The organism is Streptomyces sp. NPDC001270 (genome assembly GCF_042896695.1).
GTDB lineage: Bacteria > Actinomycetota > Actinomycetes > Streptomycetales > Streptomycetaceae > Streptomyces.
In genome coordinates this window covers 43,474-65,272 of record NZ_JBIAXM010000038.1, presented here as the reverse complement: position 1 = coordinate 65,272, position 21,799 = coordinate 43,474, and the positions used below count along the sequence as shown (strand labels likewise).

The following is a 21,799-nucleotide window of genomic DNA, read 5'->3' as shown; positions in this document are numbered from 1 at the left end:
CGATTGAGGACCAAGTGAGCGAACTGGCACCGCGGGGCACGGACGGCGAACTCTCGAACCAGGTGGAGGGTTACCTGCTGTGGCAGGCCAGGATCGCGGAGGCGGAGCGGCGGGCGCGGGAGTTCGTCCGCCCGATGGACTGGCTGACGACCGCGCAGCGCGCGCAGATCGAGCAGCGCCACGTCTCGGACAGCCTGCAACGGGCCCGGCAGGACCTGGAACGCGTCGCGGCCCGGTGCGCGTCCCTGCGGGCCGAGTACGAGAGCAGGTACCGGCGGCTGCGGCGGCGCTGCCTGGGCCTGACCCTGACCGTGTGCGCCGCTCTCGCCACGCTGGCCGCCCTGCTGTCGGTCCTCTGACCCCGCGCCCTTCGCCCCGTCCCTCGTAGGTCCGTCGGCGGGCGTCCGGCACCGCCCGCTGGTCCGTCGGCGTACGCCCGGCCCGTCGTCCCGCCCGCCGCCCGCAGGCGGCGACCCGCACACCGCACCATGACATCCGTCTGCCCGGACTCCCGTCCGCCCCGACGCGCTCCTTGGCCTGGTGAGGACCGTGACCACCGAGACCATGCCGACGACCGACTCCTCCGACCGGGCTCTGCCGCTGGGCGAAGCGCTCGACAACGCGTGGTGATCCTCCTGCTGCGGCCGGAACCCGACTCCTGGCGGATCCTGCTGGGGTTCGGGGCACTGCCGGCCCTGTTCATCATCCGGCTGCGCCGCAAGGCGCCGGAAAGCCCCCGCTGGCTGGCGCAGAACGGGCGGGAGCGGGAGGCGCGCGAGGTCGGCAGGCGGCTGGCGGGTGTCCCGGTGCGGGTGACCGACGCCGACCGGCTGCGGCAGGAGACACCGCCCGAGGGGCTGCGGGCGTTCATCCAGCCGCGGCTGTTCTCCGCCCGCTGGCGCAGGCGCACGATCTTCGCCTCGGTCCCCTGGTTCCTGATGGACATCGCCACCTACGGCGTGGGCATCTTCACGCCCACCCTCCTTGCCTCGTTCTCCGTGGCCGGGCGGCACGCCACGTTCATCGACGAGGACATCGCCTCCACCACCGGCACGGCCGTGCTGGACGTCTTCCTGGCCGTCGGGTTCGGTCTGGCGATCGTGCTGGTGGACCGGGTCGGCCGGATCCCGCTCCAGCTCACGGGATTCGCGGTGATGGCCCTGGCGCTGTGCGCCCTGGCCGTCGCGGGCCAACTCCCCGGCGGGCCCGAGGCCCCTCTCCTCATGGTCTTCGCCGGCTTCGGAGTCTTCAACACCTTCATGAACCTCGGACCCAATGCCACCACCTTCGCGCTGCCCGCCGAGGTGTTCCCGTCCGAGATGCGCACCGCGGGCCATGGTTTCGCGGCCGACTGCGGGAAGCTGGGCGCCGCCCTGGGGACCTTCCGCTTCCCCGTCCTGCTGTCCTCCGTCGGGGAGAGCGCCCTGTTGTACGGGGTGGCCGTCGCCTGCGCGCTCGGCTTCGTCGTCACCCTCGCCTTCCGCGTCGAGACCCGCGGCCGTCCGCTGAACGAACTCTCCGGCGCCGAGGTGACGGCCATCACGCCCCGCGTCACCCCGCCCTGGGGCCCGGACGGCCCGGTCGCGCGGCCGTCCGCGCCCGGCGCAGGGGTGCGCCGGGCTCGCCGGACAGACGGACAGACGGACAGACGGACGGACCGACGGACCGACGGACCGACGGAAGGGCATCAGGTCCCGCCCGGACCATCCCCGCGGGCCCCACCCTCCGGCTACGCTCGCGTCCAGACCGCGCCACACCGCCGGCCGGGACCGCGCCTTCGCCCCGGCGGGCACTCGCACCGCCTCGCCCCTGCCCCCTCTCCCCTCCACAGAGGCCCCATGCCAACCCGCCGATTTGACCCGTACCTGACATTACTGGCATCAGTGGGGGCGTTCCTCCTGCTGCTGACCACGGCACCAGGGGCGACCGCCGCCCCCGCACGGCCCCCCGGCGGCGCGACCGCCTCGGCCGCCGCCCCCGCGGCCGCGACCTGGCAGCCGCCCCTGTCCACCCGCAGCCGGTACGTCGTCGACGCCGAGGGCAACCGCTTCCGGCTGAAGTCCGCCAACTGGGACGGCGCACAGGGCTCCTGGACCGGCAGCGGAAACGCCGACGACCCCGCCGACCACCACGCCGGCCAGAATTCCCACAACATCCCCCTCGGCCTGGACCGCACCCCGCTCCCCCGGCTGCTCGCCGACTTCCACCAGCTCGGCATCAACAGCGTCCGGCTGCCCTTCTCCAACGAGATGATCCACGCGACGGCGCCCGTGCCGGACGCCGCCGTCGCGGCCAACCCGCAACTGCGCGGCAGGACACCGCTCCAGGTCTTCGACGCCGTCGTGGCGGCCCTCACCCAGGACGGGTTCGCGGTCGTCCTCAACAACCACACCAACACGTCCCGCTGGTGCTGCGGACTCGACGGCAACGAGCGCTGGAACAGCAGCCAGTCCACCCAGCAGTGGGCCGACGACTGGGTCCTCATGGCCCGCCGTTACGCCGACGACCCGCGGGTGGTGGGCGCCGACCTGTACAACGAAGTACGCCGGGACGTCCTGGACGACCCCAACTGGGGCCTGGGCGACGCCCACGACTGGTACGCCGCCGCGCAGCTGGCGGCCGACCGCATCCTCACCGAGGCCAACCCCCGGCTCCTCATCGTCATCGAGGGGATCAACTGGACCGGCGTGCCCGTGGACGGACTGCCGCACGGCCGCCCCATGCTCACCCCGGCCCGCACCCTCTCGCACACCCTCGTCACCAGCCACAAGCTGGTGTACTCCGCCCACTTCTACGGGTACACCGGCCCCCACCACAGCGGCGCCACCGGCATCGGCGAGACCCACGACCCGCGCTACCAGGACCTCACCCGCGACCAGCTCGACCAGGCCCTGTACGACGAGGCGTTCTTCGTGTCCGAGGAGGCGGACCAGCACTTCACCGCGCCCGTGTGGGTCAGCGAGTTCGGCGCGGGAGCGAACGAGACGGGTGCCGCAGCCCGTACCTGGTTCGGCAACATCACCGACTACTTCGCCGACCACGACGCCGACTTCGCGTACTGGCCGCTCGTCGGGTGGGAGGGCCACGACGACTGGGCCCTGCTGCGCTACGACACCGCGGGCGGCCGCCACGGCATCCTCGACGGGTCCGACTGGCGCGACGCCGGCTGGAACCGGCTGATGACCGCCCCGAGCCGCACCGGCTCCATCGCCCCGGTACCGGGCTGGAACATGCTCAGCACCGACCACGGCGACCAAGTGCAGTCGCTGCGGGTGCGCGCGGGCGGCGACTGGGACGTGGGCGCTTCCAAGGCCGTCTGCCCCGACGGCCAGCGGCTGATCGGCATCGGCCACAGCAGTGGTCGTGGACTGTGCACGGACGTCATCGTCGGCGACCTGCGCGCCGCGGGCACCGCGCAGACCGCCGTCACCGACGAGCGGCACGTCCCGGCGGGCGGCGACTGGGCCTCCGGCTACACCAAACTCCAGTGCCCGGACGGGAACTTCCTCATCGGGTACAGCCACCGTGGCGGCCGGATGTCGGCCGCCCTGTGCGTGCCCGCCCGCGTCCCGCTCGGCACCACCGGACGCACCGTGTGGTTCGACCGGTCCGACAACCGTCCCGCGAACCCGGCAGGCGGCGACTTCGCCCACGGCGACTACAAGGGCCAGTGCGCCGCCGACGAGTACGCCGCCGGCATCGCCTACACCACCCGGCTGGGCGCCGGCCAGGGCCCCGACGCCCTGCTGTGCCGGAAGCTCAGCTGAACCGCACCCGCACCGCGCCGGCGCGCGGGGGCCGCGCCGGTCGGCCGTCGACCGGCACCGGCCACCGTAAGGACCCACTTCCGTAAGGACCTGCCTCCGTACAAACCCGCCTCCGTACGGGACCCGCCCCCGCACCGGTACCGCCGTCGGGGCGGGCCAGGCCACGGCGGCGCGCCCGGCACCGGTCGGTCCGCCCGGCGGTCTGCCGGAGCGTGGCCGCCTGCCCGCACAGCCGCTCCCGGGCGGCCACGGCGGCCCGTACCCCGGTCCGGGGCAGTCGCAGGAATGAACCGGCCGTTTCTGCCTACTCCGAAGACATGGCTCGATCCAACGACGAGGTCGCGGCGCTGTTCCAGGAGTACGCGGACCTCATCTCGATCACCGGCAAAGACGCCTTCAAGGCGCGCGTCTACGAGAAGGCCGCGCGTGCGATCGGCGGGTACCACGCCGATGTGTCCACACTCGACACCAAGGGGCTCCAGCAGATCCCCGGGGTCGGCAAGTCGATCGCGGAGAAGGTCACCGAGTACTTCCGCACCGGCGGGGTGGCCGCGGTGGACGAACTGCGCGCGAGGATCCCGGCCGGCGTCCGGCAGCTCACCGCCATCCCGACGCTCGGCCCGAAGAAGGCCCTGGCCCTCTACGAGGAACAGGGCATCGCCTCGGTCGACGAGCTGGTCGAGGCGATCCGCGCCGAGAAACTGCGCGGTCTGAAGGGCTTCGGGCCCAAGACGGAGGAGAACATCCTCCACGGCGTCGACCTCCTCAGGTCCTCCGGCGACCGCGTCCTGCTCGACGTGGCCATGGACCTCGCCGACGACATCACCGGGGCGCTGTCCCGGGTGACCGGCTGCGACCGCTGCACCTACGCGGGGTCCCTGCGCCGGATGCGGGAGACCATCGGCGACATCGACGTCCTCGTCGCGGCGGCGGAGTCGGGCCCGCTGATGCAGGCGTTCACCGAGCTGCCGTACGTCACCGAGGTCATCGCGCACGGCCGGGCCAAGACCTCGGTACGCACTGCCAGGGGGCCGTCCGTCGACCTGCGGGTGGTGCCGCCGGACTCCTGGGGCGCGGCCCTTCAGTACTTCACCGGCTCCAAGGCGCACAACATACGCACCCGGGAGCTGGCCGTGCACCAGGGGCTGAAGCTGTCCGAGTACGGCCTCTTCGACGTCGAGAGCGGGGAGAGGGTCGTCTCCGAGACCGAGGAGGAGGTCTATGCCCGGCTCGGGCTGCCCTGGATCCCGCCGACCCTGCGCGAGGACCGGGGGGAGATCGAGGCCGGCCTGCGCGGTGAGCTGCCGGAGCTGGTGGTGGAGCCGGACCTCCGGGGAGACCTGCACACGCACACCGACCTCACCGACGGGCTCGCGCCCCTGGAGGAGATGGTGCGGGCCGCCGCCGCCCGCGGCTACGCCTATTACGCGATCACCGACCACGGGCCGGACCTGTCCATGCAGCGGATGACCGAGGAACGGATCCTCGCCCAGCGCGAGCGGGTGCGGGAGCTGGACGGCGCCCACGGCAAGGGGCGCGGCATGCGGCTGCTGCACGGTGTGGAGCTGAACATCGGTCCGGACGGCGACGTCGACTGGCCCGGGGAGTTCCTGGCCGCCTTCGACGTGTGCGTGGCCTCGGTGCATTCGCACTTCAACCAGCCCCGCCGGGCACTGACCCGGCGGCTCGTGCGTGCCTGCGAGAACCCGTACGTCCATGTCATCGGCCACCCCACCACCCGCGTCCTCGGCAGGCGGCCGCCCGTCGACGTCGACCTCGACGAGGTCTTCGCCGCGTGCGCGCGCACGGGCACGGCCCTGGAGATCAACGCTCACCCCGCCCGGCTGGACCTGCGCGACGAGGACATCGTGCGGGCCCGCCGCCACGGAGTGAGGTTCGCCGTGGACAGCGACGCGCATTCCGTCCCCGACCTGGCCAACATGCGCTACGGCATCGGCACCGCGCAGCGCGGCTGGCTCACCAAGGACGATGTGATCAACACCTGGCCGCAGACCCGTCTGCGGCGTTTCCTGCGCAAGGGGCTCAGCTGACGGTGCCCGTGCGGGCCGCGGTGATGAATGCCTCCAGCTCGTGGGGGATGTCCGGGCCCATGGGCTGGTAGAGGATCTCGGTGATGCCCTGCTCGCCGTACGCGGCCAGCCGGTCGGCCACCTGTGCGGCCGAGCCGGTGACCGTGGTGGTCGGGACGGCAGTCCAGCTGCCGGCCGCCCAGGCGGCCCGGTCGGCGGCGTTGAGGGCGACCAGGTGGTGGTCGTGGACCGCGAGGTGCCGTTCCCGCTCGGGCACCCGGTTGATCGCGTCCAGCCACTGCTGTCCGCCGGGCAGGGCGGTCACGTCGCCGCCGAACTCGTACGCGAGGTGGTAGGCGAGCGCGTTGCCCGGACCGACGGCGTCACGGACCCGGGGCGAGTCCAGGGCCTCGCCCTCCGCCAGCACGGTGCCGTGCAGGCCGAGCGCGGCCCAGTCGAACTCCTTGGCGTGCTTGGTCTCCTCGTTGATGCTGAACAGCCCGTCGGCCAGCTCCTTCGCGACGGCGATGCCCTTGGGGCCCACCGCCGAGATCAGCACGGGCACCTCGATCGGGCGCGCCGGGGCGGCGCCTGCCGGGTGCAGCATGCGCAGCCGGGCGCCCTTCCAGTCGGTGGTCTCGCCGCGCAGCAGGGCCCGGAAGACACGGACGTACTCGGCGAGATCGGCCCAGGTCGTGGACTTGGCGCCGATGGCCCGCGCGCCGGTGAATCCGGTGCCGAAGGCGACGGCGACCCGCCCCGGCGCCAGCGCGGACAGCGCGGCGGCACCCGAGGCGTTGACCATCGGATGGCGCAGACCGGGCACCAGCACACCCGGGCCGAGACCGATGCGCTCGGTGCGTTCCGCGGCCAGCGCCAGCGTCATCCACACGTCCGGACTCTGCTGCGGGGTGTCGAACAGCCACGCACGGTCGTAGCCCAGTCGCTCGCCGACGGCGATGTGCTCGGGCGAGTCCAGGGAGGTCGCGAACTGGCAGGAAATCCTCATGAGCCGTCCTCGTTCGGTCGAGCCGGTGGAATCGAGTCGGAGCCCGAGCCGCATGCCGGAATCCGAGTCGGACACCGAGTCGGGCTGTGGCCGGAACGTAAACTCAGCATCTTTATATAAGCCAGTTTAGTCAATGTCGTAGAATCGCGCCCATGCACGGTGATCCACAGGCCCTCGGCAGGGCGGTCAAACAGGCCCAGTACCGTCAGCAGCGGGCGCTCGACACCACGCTGGCCACGGTGGGCACGACGCTCGCCCAGTGGGAGGCGCTGCGCGCGATCAGCCGTGCCCCCGGGGCTTCGGCCCGCACGCTGGCCACGGCCTGCTTCCAGAGCGAGCAGGCGTTCGGGACACTCGTGGGCCGTCTGCTGGCCCAGGGCCTGGTCGAACGACGGCCGGGCCACGGCCGGCGCAACGAGCACCGGCTGACACCCCTGGGCGAACAGGTGCTGGCCGCGGGCGACGAGGCCGCCGACGAGGCGCTCGCCGCCTGTTTCGCCCCGCTGTCGGACGCCGAGCGCACGGCCCTGTCCGACCTGCTCCGGCGCCTGGTCACCGAGTGACGTCCATGCGCTGGGTGCCGATGACCGACAGCAGTCGCAGCGCCTCCTCGGAGCGCGAGCCGGGGGTCGCGGTGTAGATCACGACCTGCTGGTCGCGGTCGGCGATGTCGAGGACGTCGCAGTTGACGGTGACCGGACCGACCAGCGGGTGCTGGAAGGTCTTGATCAGGGCGGGCGCCTCGGACACGTCGTGGGACTCCCACAGCCGGGTGAACTCCGCGCTGCCGGCGAGGAGTTCACCCACCAGCTCGGCCACCTCCGGATCGTCCGGGTACCGGCCGGCCACCGCGCGCAGGTGCCGTGCCGACATACGGGCGAACCCGTCCGCGTCCGACACCCCGTACAGCCGGTGCCCCGGCGGGTGCGGGCCGAGGAAGACCCGGCGCACGAGGTTGCGGTCACGTCGCGGCAGCGCGGAGAAGTCCTCCATGAGGGCTGCCGCCAGATCGTTCCAGGCCAGCACCTCCAAGGAGGCCGACATCACGGTCGCCGCGGCCTGCGGCAGCCGGTGCAGCAGGTCGAGGATGCTCTGCCGCACCTCGCGCGAGGGACCGGTCGGCGGGAGCGGCGGCACACCGGCGAGGTGGTGGAGGTGGGCGCGCTCGACGTCCGACAGCCGCAGGGCTCGCGCCAGCCCGGCCAGCACCTCGCGCGACGGGCGCGGGGCGCGGGCCTGCTCCAGCCGCGTGTAGTACTCGGTCGAGATGTACGTCAGCTGCGCCACCTCCTCGCGCCGCAGCCCCGGGGTGCGGCGCCGCGCCCCCGCGGGCAGCCCCACGTCGGCAGGGCTGATCCGCTCGCGCCTGCTGCGCAGGAAGATCGCCAGTTCTCGTCGGTCCACGCCCCCAGTGTGGGCACACGGCGTCCGGCGGATCCAGGTACCGCCTGTGCCTGGACCGGCTCCGCGGCCGGGCACAGGCTCGCTGCCATGGACAACACAGCTCTCACCAGCACTTCCACCGCCCTCACCACGGAGGGCCTGCTTGCCGGCAAGGTCGCCTTCATCACCGGCGCGGGCCGCGGCATCGGCGCCGCCGCGGCCCGGCTGTTCGCCCGCGAGGGAGCCCGCGTGCTCCTGGCGGCCCGGACGGAGTCCCAGCTCAAGGCGGTGACGGAGGAGATCCGTGCGGCCGGTGGCACCGCGGACCACGTGGTGTGCGACCTGGCCGACCCGGCCTCCGTACGGGCCGCCGTGGACCGCGCCGTGGACCTGTACGGCAGGCTCGACATCGCCTTCAACAACGGCGCGACGATCCAGCAGCCCGGCCCGCTCGACCAGCTCCCGGAGGCCGACTTCGACCACGTCTACCGCGTGAACCTCAAGGGCGTCTGGCTGGCCATGGCCGCCGAGGTGGCCGCCATCCGGGCCACCGCCAGGACCGGCGCCATCGTGAACAACTCCTCCGTCGGCAGCCTGCGCGGCAACCCCGAACTGCCCGTCTACGGCGCGATGAAGCGGGCGGTCAACAGCCTCACCGAGTCGGCCGCCGTCACGTACGGCCCGGAAGGCATCCGGGTGAACGCCATCGCCCCCGGCGGCACGCTCACCGAGATGATCCGTGCCTGGGAGGCGGAATCGCCCGGTCTGGTCGAGCGGCTCACGGCACGGACCCCGCTGCGCCGCGCGGCCGACCCCGCCGAGATCGCCGAGGCCGCCGCCTGGCTGCTCAGCGACCGGGCCTCCTACGTGACCGGCACGATCCTGTCGGTCGACGGCGGCAGCGGGGCCTGAGCGACACCGACGGGGTGGAAACAGCAGCAGGCAGACGAGTCGGGCTGAAGCTGTGTGCTGCTCCGGTCAGGCAGGCGACGGTCCTGCGGGTTGCTCGTCCGCCCTTGATGGCGTCAAGGATTTTGTCGGCCTTGGCGGCGCTTTTGAGCTTGCCCCAGGGAGTGACGCCGATGGCGGCCATCACGCAGTCTGCGGCGGTGGGGTTGTCGATGCATGCCTCGATGTCGGCGAGACCCGACATCTCCCAGATGATCGTCCCGTATGTGCTGGGGTCCTTCGCTACGTCCAGGGCCCGGTCGATCGCCCCGCCGTCGCAGATGACCGTGCTTCTCTGGCACGCGGCTGCTGAAGCCGAGCCGAGGCTCGGCTTCAGCAGGCGTAAATCCTACTTAAGAGTCCAGTGGTTGACCGTTCGCTGTGCTGGGTTCCCAGCCTACGGCCGTAGGCCGCCTTCCTCGGTTAAAACAAAACTCATTGAGGGCAGTCTCGATATCTTCCACTGGCACCACGTTCTTCCGGTCATACCACAGTGGGTAGCCGGGGTCGGCGGTAACCCGCGGGTCGAAGGAGGGTGGATTCTCGTTGCACGATACCCAGTAAAATTGGTCGGGATCTTCTGGAATCTCCTCGCCCCACCAAATCATTCCTCCATAACCAGTTTTTCGGTTGACCCCAACGAGAAGTTTTCCTCTACCGCTGGAACTTCTGCCCCTTCTGGCAGGTCGTACATGTGGAACGCTCCGGTGCTTCACGCATTGAACCCCAAAGGAACTTCACACTCCGATTCCAACTCGTTCAAGGCTCGATGGATGGCTATACCTCCACACCCTGAGGTTTAGATACTCGCTCCGACGCGCCATTTATCTAAAACTCAACGATCATACCTTCCCGATTCATCGCCGCCATCGTTACGCCCGACTAATAAACCGAAAGCGAGTCGACGGGTTCGCGACATTCGACCGCATACGCCGCCCAGATAAAGAGTCACGGCTCACCGTGTTACAGGCGAGCCGTGACCGCTTCTTTCGCTACAGTTGTCGGTTTTCGGTACCTTCGTCGAGGAGCTCTCCGGTAAAGTTTCCCTTTACCCACTGAACTGCAGATGGGCGGAATCCGGACCCTTCTCGGTAGTACTCTTCCACTGCAGAGCGAACGTCACTCAATGGAATGGCGCTAACACGATTGAAGTAGCTCGGGGACCACGGATCGCTCACAATTTCAGGGTCGACCTCCGGAGGTACCGGGTTCCATGAAACCCAGACATAATTCGCCATGTCGGCGCCTGCAACGCTATTGACCCGCTCCTCGATCTTACCAGTGCAGTGCCAGGAAAGTGCACCGTATCCTGAATCGTAGTCAAGGCCGATTGCAAGCAAATTGTCAACATCTTCGGTTTCACCTGTGACTACCTGGACATGCGCATTGAAGTAACTACCCGCTCTATCTTCGGCGAAGATTTCATCAAGGTAATCCTTTAGTTCGCGGTCGGTCCTCAGGTAAAGAGGTTCATGTCCGAGCACCTTGAGCATCACTGCTTCACCTTCCACCCCAGAGCGTCTTCTTGCCACCAGGGTAGTAGACGGTGAGTTTCGATCCGGCAGGCAGGATGTACTTGACCGCGTCCTCACAGTTCTGGTATAGGCTGCATACGCCGTTGTTGTTGTTGATAACAACGGTGGCATCCTTCACGCCATTTTCATCCATCCAGACCGCGTACTTGGTTTCCACGTGAGAGCTTGCCAGATATTTCGCGCCAGGTTTTGCGGGAAAACCAAGCTTTCCACGAAGCAGCGCCTGGGCCTTTGCCCACCACGGGTCGTCATATTTGTTTCCATTTTTGTCGTAGAGGGTTTCGCCACTGATCAACCGCTTCATGTCGGCTGGCAGACCGGGAAATGGATTTCCTTGGGAATCCACTAGTTCTCCCACCGTTTTTTGCCCCTTTAGCCCGTCAATCCACTTCGGCAGGCTGCCAAGAAGTGGCCCGACCCATTGGCAGGCTTCGTCGGTGTTGTGGACGAGGAGGTAGGTGGTGTTGGTGGAGGCGTAGTAGGTGTGGAGGTCGTCGACGGTGAGGTCGTAGGCGTCCTGGAGGCCGTGCCAGTCGCGGGTGTGGGCGATGGCGGCCGTGTTGTTCTGCGGGGTGCGGAGGGTGTCGCCGGTCTGAAGGTTGCCCGCGTTTTTCCACGTCTGGTCGTTCTGGGACCAGTAGGGGTGGTGGCTGGTCGAGGTGAGTGTGGAGCCGTCGGTGAGGGTGACGTCGGTGAAGTTGCGGTCGTCGGGGGTGTGGATGGTGCGGGTGACGCGCCGGGGACCGGTTTCGCCGGTGGTGGGGTCGGTGGCGGTGACAAGGTCGCCGGTTTCGATCTGTTCGATCGGGCGGCCGGTGCCGTCGGCCATCAGGACCTTGGTGCCGGCCGTGAAGCTGTGTGCTGCTCCGGTCAGGCAGGCGACGGTCCTGCGGGTTGCTCGTCCGCCCTTGATGGCGTCAAGGATTTTGTCGGCCTTGGCGGCGCTTTTGAGCTTGCCCCAGGGAGTGACGCCGATGGCGGCCATCACGCAGTCTGCGGCGGTGGGGTTGTCGATGCATGCCTCGATGTCGGCGAGACCCGACATCTCCCAGATGATCGTCCCGTATGTGCTGGGGTCCTTCGCTACGTCCAGGGCCCGGTCGATCGCCCCGCCGTCGCAGATGACCGTGTTGATCGGGAAGTACGAGTGGTCGAACGGGAGGAGGTCCATGCAGAACGTCTTGGACGCGCTGTCCTGCTGGGCCTTGCGTTCTTCTTCCGCCTGGCGGCGGGCTTCCTCGATCTCCTGGTCGGCGAGGTCGCGGGTTGTCTGCCATGCCTGTTTGGCCTCGGCTTCCGCCTCGGCGGCGCTTTTGCCGGCGGCGATGGCCGATGCGCGGGCCCGGTCGGCTGAGTCGTTGGCCTGCTGGGCCGAGTAGCGGGCGTAGGAGGCGGAGAACTCGGCGTCGGCGGCGGAGTTCTCGGCGGCGGTGGCATCCTGCGCGGCCCGTTCAGCGGCGCTGCGGGCGGTCGCAGCTGATGCTGCCGCGTCGGCGGCGCTCCGGTCGGCGGCGTCCGCTGACGTCCTGGCGTCGGCGGCGTACTGCGCGGCTTGTTCCGCTGATTTCTGTGCTTGATTGGAGGCGGCTGCTGCTTCGTCGGCGGCGTTCTGGGCCGTTGCGGCGGCTTCCGCGGCGCGCCAGGCGTTCTCTTGTGCCTTTGCGGCGATCAGGGAGCCTTCGGCGAGGAGCCGTTGGACCTGGTGAATGTGGGTGGTGGCGAGGGCGTCTTTACGCTGGGCCATGTACTGGCCGGTGCTGACGAACTCGTGGATCAGTTCCGGGGGTCCGGCGAGAGCGATTTTCGCGGCGGCCTGGGTTTCGGGGCTGCCGGTCTCGGCGAGGCGTGCGGTGATGACCCGTTCGTCGGTAAGGCGTGCGCCGTACTGGCCGATGTGCAGGAAGGTGGCGAGGGTTTTGCCGGTTCCGTCGGCAAGTGCGGTCTTGGCGGCCTCGCTGACGCCGGGGCCGCCGGTCTCGGCGAGACGGGCGACGTCGACCCGCATGTCGGTCCGGCCGGCCTCGTACTGGCCGGAGGTGTGGAATGCCGCGATTTGGTCCGGGGTTCCGCCTGCCAGGACGTCGGCGGCGGCGGTGCGGACGGAGGTGTAGGGGCTCTGGGTGCTCAGGACGACGACGCGCTGGCGTACGTCGTAGTAGTCGGCCTCTTTCCAGCGGGTGCGCAGGTAGCCCAGGACGTCTTGGTCTGTGCCTGAGAGCGCGCGGGCGGCGGCTTCCTGGTGCCAGGGGCCGAGGAGTTTCATCGCCTGCATGGCGAGCTGGCGGCCCTTGGCGGCAGTGGCCTGGATGTCGACGTCGGGACGTCCCGCTTCCTGGGCCAGCCCGGTCGCGGTGCCGCTCAGGGACAATGCCTCGGCCTGGGTGGCCGCGGAGGCCGAGACCGCTGCTTCGGAGGCGGCTTTCATCGAGCGGGCGCGCTCGATGGCCGCGTCCGTGCGGGTCTGCAGGTCGGCTGTTTCGGTCTCCCGGGCCAGGTCGAAGGTCTCTCTGGCTTTGTTGACCGCGGCACTCGCGGTGTCGGCTGCTGCCTTGGCGCCGTCGGCGTTCTTCTTGGCGACGGCGGCGTAGGTTGCGGCGTTGCCGGCTTGTTCGGCTGCTTCGTCGGCGTAGTCGGCGGCCTTGTCCGCGTGTGCTGCGGCCGAGTTGGCGGCGTCGCGGGCACCATAGGCGGCGGTGGCCGCACGGCGGGCGAGGTCGGCGGAGCGGTCGGCGGCGGCGTCGGCGGCATTGGCGTGCCGTCGTGCTTCGGCAGCGGCAAGGCGGGCCTCGTCGGAATGCAGTCCGGCGGCATCCGCATAGGCGTTGGCCTCGTCGGCCGCGTCGGCTGCCGCCCGCGCGTTGCCGGAGGCACTCTTCGCCGACTCGGAAGCGACAGCTGCTGCGGCGGAGGCAAGGCCCGCGTTCTCGGCTGCGACCGCCGACGTCTTCGCGGCATCCGCCGCGGCGCGTGCCTGGCTGGCGGCCTGCTTTGCGGCACCGGCGTCGGCCTCGTCGCGGGCGGCCGCGATCGCTGCCTTGTAGGCGCTGTTCGCTGCTTCAGCAGCTGAGGCAGCTGCCGAGGCGGTCTGCGCGGCAGCCAGTGCGGCACGGCGGGCGGCACTGTTGGCGGCATTGGCCGCCCCGATGGCTTCCTGCGCGGCCTCTGACGCGCCCCGCGCGGCATCGGCGGCCTGCTTCGCCTTGACCGCGGCCGTCTTGGAGTCGTCCTTGGCGGCCGCGGTCTCCTCGGCGGCCTTCTGTGCGGCCTCCTTGGCCAGCCTGGACGCCTCGACCGCCTTCTCCGACGACTCTTCCGCCGTCTTGCGTGCGTCCTCGGCCTGCTTGCCCGCCTGCTTCGCCTGCGCGATCAACTGGGCGATCGTGGAATGTTCCTGGTCACGGTCACGGGCGGTGAACTGCCCGACCTCCAGAAACTCGACCATGTCCTCAGGCGTGCCGCGCAGCGCGACCTTGGCGGCCGCCTGCACGTTGGGGCCGCCGACCGTGGCAAGGCGGGCGACCTCGACACGGTTGTCCTGCTCGCGCGCGGTGTACTGGCCCGACTCCAGGAAGAGTTCACGGTCTTCGAAGGTCCCCCGCAGAGCATCTTTGCCCGCAGCCTGCACGCCCAAGCCGCCCAGGGTGATCAGGCGGCCGATCTCGACCTTGCGGTCCACGTCCAGCGGAGCCTCGTAGCCGTAGAGGAGAAAGGTCTCCAACTCGGCCGGCGACTTCAGCATCGCCTCCTTGGCGGCCTGCCGCACGCTGGGCCCGCTGGTCATCGCCAGCCGCGCCGTCTCAACGCGGTTGTCCGCGAACTGGATGGACTCCGCTTCGTCGAGGAACTTGCGTATGGCGTCGTCGCCGCCCAGCAGCGCCTGCTCGGCGGCCACCTTCAGACCGGCTCCGCCGGTCTCCCAGTAGCCGACGATGTCGGCCCGCACATCCGCCGGCAGCGGTACCGGCTCCGCCGCCGCCGCGGCGGGCGTCCCCAGCAGACCCGACAGCAAGCCCGCGGACAACAGCATCCGCACGCCCCGCCAGGAAGATGAAAACCGTCTCAGTACTCCCGAACTAACAGTCCGGGAGGGTATACGCCGTCTCACTCAGCGACTCCCTCGTGGTTGAAGAAAAGCCCAACAAGATAAACATGCAGGCACCACAGCAACGACAGGGCGCAAATTCAAGAAATGCCCCTTTCTCGTCGCCACAAGAGCGATCGCCTGCGGTTTTCCACCCGTTAGAGCCGCCTGATCGTACACCGCATGTCATGCCCAGCAACCGGCAGATAACAGAAACAGGATCCGGATTGATGTGCACACATCATTTTACCTTTGCAAGCCGACCAGGATCGAAAGGAATGGGACTCCGCTTCACCGATGATCAATGATGCCCGCCCTCTTCGCATGTGTCCGATATTGCGGGCATCTATGCCAGCCCCTTGGTCAACAGAGGCTGAAGACTGGACGAATAATCTGTGGGTCTGGTCTGGATTCACTGTGCAGGATGAATTACGCTATGTACACACTTAATGCATCCTTTACTTGATTATCGCTCCCTACAAAACCGTCCCTTTATCTTTTTTGCCCTTTTGAAAGGCTCACTGTGGTGATATCTCATATCGCAGGGCGTTGCTGGGCATTGCGATTTCAGCTCTTACCGCGTTCGCGACGACGCTGGGCGTGGCCTACGCCGACAACGACAGCACAGCAACGTCTGCGATTTCAGCCGATGGCGATATGCCCTATGCCATCGAGGACTTCAACTACCCGGGCGCGGCCCAGATCCGGGAAGAAACGGGTGCCCTCCTCAAACGCGGCGATGGTCACATGGTCATGACGTCCTGCGACGGCAGCGAGGACATCCAGATCATGAGCCGGACGGGTCAGCAGGACTTCTGCTTCGACATCACGGCCAAGCCTGCCTTCCTGACTCTTGAGATCCCCCAGGCCTACGGCATCTGGACTTCGGCGGACCCGGTGAAGACCACCATCCGTGAGGACGACGGGACCACCACCGTCATCAACGCGCGTGCCAACGACTTCACCGGCTACGGCGAGTCCGGCGCCTCGGGCAAACCGACCATGCTGATCGAACTGCGTGTCACCGCCTGACCTGTCCTGCCTTCTCCACCTCACCGTTCGGCATCAGCCGTGCGGTGCCGCCGCATGGCTGCACCGCACGCGACTTCCGCATCTTCGGAGTTCTTCCATGCCCAGACCCCGCATTCGCGCTGCCCTGACGAGCAGTCTGCTCATAGCCGGCGCGGTCGCCTGCGCCTTCACGGCCGCTCCGGCACAGGCCACTACTGGCAGCGCGGCCGCCGGCGGCAGCTACGCCTTCACCGCTCGCCTGGACATCGGCAGCGGCGACCGCGTCTGTTCAGGCACGCTCGTCGATCCCCAGTGGGTCGTCTCCGCCGGCTCGTGCTTCGTGGACAACCCCGCATCCGGGGCCACACCTCCCGCCGGCAAACCGGCCAAGCCCGTCACGGTCACCGTCGGCCGCAGCGATCTCGCCTCCACCGGCGGCCTCGTCACCACGGTCACCGAGCTCGTCCCCTCCCCGGGACGCGACCTGGTCATGGCCCGGCTCGCGACACCTGCTCAGGGCATCACCCCCGTCACTCTGGCCACCGCACCGCCGGTTGCCGGAGACACGGTCAAGGCCCTGGGTTTCGGACGGACCAAGACAGAGTGGTCGCCGACGAAGCTGCACACCGGCATCTTCACCGTCGACGCGGTCGACCCCAGCCAACTGGCCGTGACCGGGCAGGGCGACGATGCCCTCTGTGCCGGCGACACCGGTGGTCCGCTGCTTCGTGAAAAAGACGGCAAGAGCGAACTCATCGCCGTCAACAGCAAGTCCTGGCAGAGCGGATGCTGGGGTATCGACGAAGCCGAAGTACGCAACGGGGCCGTCAGTACCCGCGTCGACGATCTGAACGCATGGCTGCAGCAGGTCCGGTCCCTGCCGCAGCAGGCCCAGACAGTCGACGGTGACTTCGACGGCGACGGCAAGTCCGATGTCGCAGCCCTGTACGACTACGGCAGGGACGCCCAGGGGCGTGCCCAGAGCAGCCTGTGGGTGTTCAACAGTGACGGCACGACCTTCCGTGCACCCCGCGTGGTGTGGGACAGCGGTGCCACCAGCTGGACCTGGTCGTCCAGCAAGCTCACTTCCGGGGACTACAACGGCGACGGCAAAACCGACATCGCCGTCCTCTACAACAATGGACAGACCGACGGCCAGTTCCGCACCAGGCTGTGGGTCTTCACCAGCACCGGCACCGCTTTCAACGCACCGACGGTCGCCTGGGACAGCGGCACCATGAGCTGGAACTGGGACCGCAGCAAGCTCACCTCCGGCGACTACAACGGCGACGGCAAAACCGACATCGGCGTCCTCTACGACTACGACCAGACCGCCGACGGCAAGTTCCAGTCCAAGCTGTGGGTCTTCACCAGCACCGGCACTGCTTTCAACGCACCGACGGTCGCCTGGGACAGCGGCACCACCGGCTGGAACTGGGACCGCAGCAAGCTCACCTCCGGCGACTACAACGGTGACGGCAAAACCGACATCGCCGTCCTCTACGACTACGACCAGACCGCCGACGGCAAGAACCACTCCAAGCTGTGGTGGGCCTTCACCAGCACCGGCACCGCTTTCAACCCACCGACGGTCGCCTGGGACAGCGGCACCATGAGCTGGAACTGGGACTCCAGCAAGGTCACCTCCGGCGACTACAACGGCGACGGCAAAACCGACATCGGCGTCCTCTACGACTACGGAGCGACGGACAACAAATTCCGCACCAAGCTGTGGGTCTTCACCAGCACCGGTACCACGCTCCAGGCACCGAAGATCGTGTGGGACAGCGATCCCACCAGCTGGAACTGGAACCTGAGCCAGCCCCTCTCCGGAGACGCCAGCGGTGACGGCAAGTCCGACATGGCCATCTTCTACGACTACGGCGCCACCTCCGACGGCCGGACCCGCCAAGGCCTGTGGAACTTCACCAGCACAGGCGACTCCATGACGAGCCCGCACCGGGACTGGGACAGCACAATCCAGTAACAGCCCCCACAGAACACCTCCGAGTACGTCGATGCCCGGGAGTCGCACAGGATCACGGCGAGTTCCTGGGCATCGACGTCGTCAGCGGTCAGACGCAATGCCGGCCGGCGAGCAGTTGTCCGTGGCCGGCCTTGAGGACGACGGCGGCCGTGCTGGCCACTGCCGGGACGCCGGCCACAGGAAGCATGGCGGTTCAGGTGTACACCGGGTCAGGTACGGGACCGGGTACGACTGAACCCAGAAACGGCGTTACTGGCCGGTAACCTCCGCCCCCTCCGCAAGGTCTGAACTGCTGAGTGCGCGGTGTACGCCAGCGCGGCACCGCTACCCCCCGTCGACGTGCTGCCCGACTGAACGGCCGAACTGCCAGAGGACGCACCATCGGCGCTCAAGTTCAGCCGGAGCAGGCCAGCAAGAGGACACCTCGTACGTATATTTCCGAGTGCACCAGAGTCCGAGATGTCTGCTACAGAGCGGCACCGGACCACATTTGACACCCGGAATGCCCGGATATGACGGGTGGGCAGCAGATAGAAACGACGATACCCACAGCCCGAATTCGCCCCGGATTCGACCCCGAGCGTTTGTTTAGCCAGTGAACATGGCCTCTGACCTGCGGAAAAAGGAGCGGCAGACGAGTCGGGCTGTACGCCGGATTTTGTCACCGGTCGGCCTCGCGGCCGGCCGGGAGACGGCCATCCATCTAGGGCCGACGTTGCCGCCGGCCTCGTGCGGTCCACCCGCGGACTCGGGCGGGCAGCCCTCGAACGTCCGCGCAGAGCGCTTTTCACGGCGCTCCTTTTGACCTTGCTCCAGGTGGGGTTTACCTAGCTGCCCAGGTCACCCTGGGCACTGGTGGTCTCTTACACCGCCGTTTCACCCTTACCGAGGCCCGTACGGATACGGTCCCCGGCGGTCTGTTCTCTGTGGCACTGTCCCGCGGGTCGCCCCGGGTGGCCGTTAGCCACCACCCTGCCCTGTGGAGTCCGGACGTTCCTCGGGAAGCCCTGTCAAGGGCTCCACGCGGCCGTCCGCCCGGCTCGTCTGCCGTGTCGACCATGGTACCGGGCGTGCGGGGCGGCACGGACCGGCCCGCGTCCAGCGCCTCGACCGGCGCGGCGCGCGGCGCCGGTCGAGGCGCGGCGCGCGGTGGGCGTGGGTCTGCCTGCGCCGTGCCCGTACGCTGGCGCGGAGAGCGAGAGAAGGAGTACGCGTTGCTTGTCCTGCTGCCGCCGTCCGAAGGCAAGGCCGCGTCCGGCCGTGGCGCCGCGCTGAAGCCGGAGTCGCTGTCCCTGCCGGGGCTGTCCGCCGCCCGGGCCGCCGTCCTCGACGAGTTGGTCGAGCTGTGCGCGGGTGACGAGGCCAAGGCGTGCGAGGTGCTCGGGCTGAGCGAGGGGCTGCGCGGCGAGGTCGCGAAGAACGCCGGGCTGCGCACCGCGGGCGCGCGGCCCGCCGGGGAGATCTACACGGGTGTGCTGTACGACGCCCTCGGCCTCGCCTCCCTGGACGCCGCCGCGAAACGGCGCGCGGCGCGTTCGCTGCTGGTCTTCTCCGGACTGTGGGGTGCGCTGCGGGTGACGGACCGGATCCCGTCCTACCGCTGCTCGATGGGTGTGCGGCTGCCGGGCCTCGGTGCGCTGGGCGCGCACTGGCGCGGTCCGCTGGCCGACGTGCTGCCCGCGGTGGCCGGCGCCGGGCTGGTGCTGGATCTGCGTTCCACCGCGTACGCCGCCGCGTGGAAGCCGCAGGGCGAGGTCGCGGGCCGGACCGCGAGCGTGCGGGTGCTGCACGCGCCGACCCGGAAGGTCGTCAGCCACTTCAACAAGGCGACGAAGGGGCGGATCGTCCGCAGTCTCCTGTCGTCCGGGGCCGCACCCAAGGGTCCGGGTGAGCTGGTGGCGGCGCTGCGGGATCTCGGGTACGTGGTGGAGGCGCAGCCACCCGCGCGGGCGGACCGGGCCTGGGCGCTGGACGTGCTGGTCACCGAGGTGCACTGAGGCCGCGCGGGGCGTGCTGTCGGCGCCCGGGGCCGGGCTCGGGGTGCGCTGTGGGCGTTCGGCGCGCGGCTGCGTTGCACCATACGCAACGGCCATTGTGCATGGTGCGCGCCGCGGGCAGGATGAGCGGCATGCCCTCATCACCGCTGGATCTCGCGCCCGTCCTGCCCGTGGTCGTGCTGCCGGACGCCGCCGACGCCGTACCGCTCGCGCGGGCGCTGGTCGCGGGCGGGCTGCCCGCGATCGAGGTGACGCTGCGGACGCCTGCCGCGCTCGACGCGATCCGGGCCGTCACCGCCGAGGTTCCCGAGGCGGTGGTCGGCGCCGGAACGGTCCTCTCCCGCACCCAGGCGGCACAGGCGTGCGCGGCCGGGGCGGGGTTCCTCGTCAGCCCCGGCTGGACGGAAGCGCTCCTGGACGCGATGGCCGGGTCCGGGGTGCCGTTCCTGCCGGGGGTGTCGACCACGTCGGAGGTGGTGGCGCTGCTGGAGCGCGGGGTGCGGGAGATGAAGTTCTTCCCGGCGCAGGCGGCGGGCGGCACGGCGTATCTGAAGGCGCTGGCCGGTCCGCTGCCGCAGGCCCGCTTCTGCCCCACCGGCGGGATCGGCCCGGCCAACGCCCCGGAGTACCTGGCCCTGCCCAACGTCGGCTGTGTGGGCGGTACGTGGATGGTGCCGGAGGACGCGGTGGCGGCCCGGGACTGGCGGCGGATCGAGGCACTGGCCCGGGAGGCGGCGGGGCTGCGGTCGGCCGCGTGAGGCGGAAGGCCGGCCCTCGCGTGCCCCTCGGCCGGACTCGGGCCCACCGCGTGCCGCCCGGCCGGGCGCGGGGTGCTCAGCGCAGGTGGGATGTGTCGTTGAACAGCCGTACGCTCGCGTTCCCGTCCGCGTAGTACGCCACCGCCGACAGCGACGCCGCCGACAGCTCCATCCGGAACAGGGACTCGGGCGGGGCGCCCAGGGCCAGGCGTACGAAGGTCTTGATCGGGGTCACGTGGGTGACCAGCAGGACGGTGCGGCGGGGGTACGCGGCGACCAGTTCGTCGCGGGTGGCGGCGATGCGCGCGGCGGTCGCCGTGAAGCTCTCGCCGCCGCCGGTCGGCCGCGCCGCGGGGTCGGTCAGCCAGGCGTTCAGGTCGTCCGGGTGGCGCTCGCGCACCTCGCCGAAGGTCAGCCCCTCCCAGGCGCCGAAGTCCGTCTCGCGCAGCCCGTCCTCGACCGCCACCGCGAGGCCCAGCCGGGCGGCGACGATCCCGGCGGTCTGCCGGGTCCGGGCCAGCGGTGACGACACGACCGCCTCGACGGTGCCGCGCCGGGCCAGGGCCGCGGCGGCCCGCTGTGCCTGCTCCCGGCCGGTCTCGGACAGCGACGGATCGCTGCCGCCGCTCCCGGAGAACCGCTTCTGCGGGGTCAACGGGGTCTCGCCGTGCCGCAGCAGCACGAAGGTGGACGGCGCGCCGAGGTCGGCGGGCGCCCACCCGGCGCTCGGCGTGGCCACCGCCCGCGCGGCCCGCAGATCGGCTCCCGCAGCCGCGACGCCGGGTCCGCGTACGGCGGTTCCGGCGTCCGGAGTCGGTACCGCGTCCGGGGCCGGTCCCGCGTCCAGCGCGGCCGTCGACTGCGACGGCGACCACTGTTCGCCGCGACGGCCCGCGTCCATCGCCTCGTTGGCCAGCCGGTCGGCGTGCTTGTTGCGCTCCCGGGGGATCCACTCGTAGTCGACCCGGTCGCCCGGCAGGACTCCGGCCGCCTGCACGGCGAGCGGCTTCAGGTCGGGGTGCTTGATCTTCCAGCGGCCCGACATCTGCTCCACGACGAGCTTGGAGTCCATCCGGACGTGGACGGCGGCGCCGGGGTCGAGGTCGCGCGCGGCCCGCAGACCGGCCAGCAGCCCCCGGTACTCGGCGACGTTGTTGGTGGCGACGCCGATGTACTCGGCGGCCTCCACCAGCGCCTCGCCGGTCGCCGCGTCGAGCACCACGGCGCCGTAGCCCGCGGGTCCCGGATTGCCGCGCGACCCGCCGTCCGCCTCGACGATGAACTCCCGCACGC

At 69.7% G+C, this 21,799-nt stretch carries 15 protein-coding genes, 1 other RNA gene and 1 pseudogene; 10 read left to right on the top strand and 7 right to left on the bottom strand.

Features of this window, described 5'->3' with window-relative positions; all coding sequences use genetic code 11:
* Nucleotides 1-14 precede the first annotated feature (14 nt).
* From ACFY2B_RS39050 to polX, 4 genes and pseudogenes are all read left to right on the top strand, one after another.
* Complete coding sequence (locus ACFY2B_RS39050; RefSeq protein ID WP_390767796.1) at nt 15-359, top strand: cytochrome C oxidase subunit I; 345 nt, start codon at nt 15-17, stop codon at nt 357-359.
* A gap of 264 nt (nt 360-623) precedes the next feature.
* Nucleotides 624-1,505 (top strand): annotated as a pseudogene (locus tag ACFY2B_RS39045) (MFS transporter); the annotation flags it as partial.
* A 333-nt stretch (nt 1,506-1,838) separates the two neighbouring features.
* Nucleotides 1,839-3,767 (top strand): glycoside hydrolase family 5 protein, encoded by a 1,929-nt coding sequence (locus ACFY2B_RS39040; protein ID WP_390767810.1) that lies wholly within the window; start codon nt 1,839-1,841, stop codon nt 3,765-3,767.
* A 317-nt stretch (nt 3,768-4,084) separates the two neighbouring features.
* Nucleotides 4,085-5,818: a DNA polymerase/3'-5' exonuclease PolX gene (polX, locus tag ACFY2B_RS39035; RefSeq protein WP_390767795.1), complete on the top strand. Its 1,734-nt coding sequence runs from the start codon at nt 4,085-4,087 to the stop codon at nt 5,816-5,818.
* Here the strand turns inward: polX and ACFY2B_RS39030 are convergent.
* Nucleotides 5,811-6,806: an LLM class flavin-dependent oxidoreductase gene (locus ACFY2B_RS39030; protein ID WP_390767794.1), complete on the bottom strand. Its 996-nt coding sequence runs from the start codon at nt 6,804-6,806 to the stop codon at nt 5,811-5,813. The genes polX and ACFY2B_RS39030 overlap by 8 nt on opposite strands.
* Before the next feature lie 152 nt (nt 6,807-6,958).
* Here ACFY2B_RS39030 and ACFY2B_RS39025 point away from each other — a divergent pair, with 152 nt between their 5' ends.
* On the top strand, nt 6,959-7,369 hold the full coding sequence (locus ACFY2B_RS39025; RefSeq protein WP_390767793.1) for a MarR family winged helix-turn-helix transcriptional regulator: 411 nt from the start codon (nt 6,959-6,961) through the stop codon (nt 7,367-7,369).
* On the opposite strand, the gene ACFY2B_RS39020 is transcribed toward ACFY2B_RS39025, so the two are convergent.
* A complete protein-coding gene (locus ACFY2B_RS39020; protein WP_390767792.1) occupies nt 7,359-8,210 on the bottom strand; it encodes a helix-turn-helix transcriptional regulator in 852 nt (283 codons plus the stop codon). The two genes, ACFY2B_RS39025 and ACFY2B_RS39020, sit on opposite strands and share 11 nt — an antisense overlap.
* A gap of 87 nt (nt 8,211-8,297) precedes the next feature.
* Here ACFY2B_RS39020 and ACFY2B_RS39015 point away from each other — a divergent pair, with 87 nt between their 5' ends.
* Nucleotides 8,298-9,101 carry an SDR family NAD(P)-dependent oxidoreductase gene (locus ACFY2B_RS39015; protein WP_390767791.1) on the top strand — a complete coding sequence of 268 codons (804 nt, stop codon included), beginning with the start codon at nt 8,298-8,300 and terminating at the stop codon, nt 9,099-9,101.
* Nucleotides 9,102-9,490: 389 nt separating this feature from the next.
* Here the strand turns inward: ACFY2B_RS39015 and ACFY2B_RS39010 are convergent, their stop codons facing one another.
* The 3 genes from ACFY2B_RS39010 to ACFY2B_RS39000 form a co-directional block, all read right to left on the bottom strand.
* On the bottom strand, nt 9,491-9,853 hold the full coding sequence (locus tag ACFY2B_RS39010) for an Imm1 family immunity protein (protein WP_390767790.1): 363 nt from the start codon (nt 9,851-9,853) through the stop codon (nt 9,491-9,493).
* Between the two features lie 276 nt (nt 9,854-10,129).
* A complete protein-coding gene (locus tag ACFY2B_RS39005) occupies nt 10,130-10,630 on the bottom strand; it encodes an Imm1 family immunity protein (RefSeq protein ID WP_390767789.1) in 501 nt (166 codons plus the stop codon).
* Between the two features lie 7 nt (nt 10,631-10,637).
* Nucleotides 10,638-14,699, bottom strand: coding sequence for a DddA-like double-stranded DNA deaminase toxin (locus ACFY2B_RS39000; protein ID WP_390767809.1), 4,062 nt, complete (start codon nt 14,697-14,699; stop codon nt 10,638-10,640).
* Nucleotides 14,700-15,302: 603 nt separating this feature from the next.
* On the opposite strand from ACFY2B_RS39000, the gene ACFY2B_RS38995 reads away from it, so the two are divergent.
* Nucleotides 15,303-15,785, top strand: coding sequence for a hypothetical protein (locus ACFY2B_RS38995; protein ID WP_390767788.1), 483 nt, complete (start codon nt 15,303-15,305; stop codon nt 15,783-15,785).
* Nucleotides 15,786-15,882: 97 nt separating this feature from the next.
* Complete coding sequence (locus ACFY2B_RS38990) at nt 15,883-17,751, top strand: FG-GAP-like repeat-containing protein (RefSeq protein ID WP_390767787.1); 1,869 nt, start codon at nt 15,883-15,885, stop codon at nt 17,749-17,751.
* Between the two features lie 631 nt (nt 17,752-18,382).
* On the opposite strand, the gene rnpB is transcribed toward ACFY2B_RS38990, so the two are convergent.
* Nucleotides 18,383-18,794, bottom strand: an RNA gene (rnpB, locus tag ACFY2B_RS38985) — RNase P RNA component class A.
* A gap of 171 nt (nt 18,795-18,965) precedes the next feature.
* On the opposite strand from rnpB, the gene yaaA reads away from it, so the two are divergent.
* Nucleotides 18,966-19,748, top strand: coding sequence for a peroxide stress protein YaaA (yaaA, locus tag ACFY2B_RS38980; protein ID WP_390767786.1), 783 nt, complete (start codon nt 18,966-18,968; stop codon nt 19,746-19,748).
* Between the two features lie 131 nt (nt 19,749-19,879).
* Nucleotides 19,880-20,506 carry a bifunctional 4-hydroxy-2-oxoglutarate aldolase/2-dehydro-3-deoxy-phosphogluconate aldolase gene (eda, locus tag ACFY2B_RS38975; RefSeq protein WP_390767785.1) on the top strand — a complete coding sequence of 209 codons (627 nt, stop codon included), beginning with the start codon at nt 19,880-19,882 and terminating at the stop codon, nt 20,504-20,506.
* A 76-nt stretch (nt 20,507-20,582) separates the two neighbouring features.
* On the opposite strand, the gene ACFY2B_RS38970 is transcribed toward eda, so the two are convergent.
* Nucleotides 20,583-21,797, bottom strand: a complete 1,215-nt coding sequence (locus ACFY2B_RS38970; protein WP_390767784.1) for a bifunctional RNase H/acid phosphatase — start codon at nt 21,795-21,797, stop codon at nt 20,583-20,585.
* Nucleotides 21,798-21,799: the final 2 nt, after the last annotated feature.

What these genes read in the sequence shown, in the direction of transcription:
- polX (WP_390767795.1), top strand. Translation starts at nt 4,085, where the DNA reads ATGGCTCGATCCAACGACGAGGTCGCGGCGCTGTTCCAGGAGTACGCG.
- ACFY2B_RS39000 (WP_390767809.1), bottom strand. Translation starts at nt 14,699, where the DNA reads ATGCTGTTGTCCGCGGGCTTGCTGTCGGGTCTGCTGGGGACGCCCGCC.
- ACFY2B_RS39040 (WP_390767810.1), top strand. Translation starts at nt 1,839, where the DNA reads ATGCCAACCCGCCGATTTGACCCGTACCTGACATTACTGGCATCAGTG.
- ACFY2B_RS39025 (WP_390767793.1), top strand. Translation starts at nt 6,959, where the DNA reads ATGCACGGTGATCCACAGGCCCTCGGCAGGGCGGTCAAACAGGCCCAG.
- ACFY2B_RS38990 (WP_390767787.1), top strand. Translation starts at nt 15,883, where the DNA reads ATGCCCAGACCCCGCATTCGCGCTGCCCTGACGAGCAGTCTGCTCATA.
- ACFY2B_RS39005 (WP_390767789.1), bottom strand. Translation starts at nt 10,630, where the DNA reads ATGCTCAAGGTGCTCGGACATGAACCTCTTTACCTGAGGACCGACCGC.
- ACFY2B_RS39030 (WP_390767794.1), bottom strand. Translation starts at nt 6,806, where the DNA reads ATGAGGATTTCCTGCCAGTTCGCGACCTCCCTGGACTCGCCCGAGCAC.
- eda (WP_390767785.1), top strand. Translation starts at nt 19,880, where the DNA reads ATGCCCTCATCACCGCTGGATCTCGCGCCCGTCCTGCCCGTGGTCGTG.
- ACFY2B_RS39015 (WP_390767791.1), top strand. Translation starts at nt 8,298, where the DNA reads ATGGACAACACAGCTCTCACCAGCACTTCCACCGCCCTCACCACGGAG.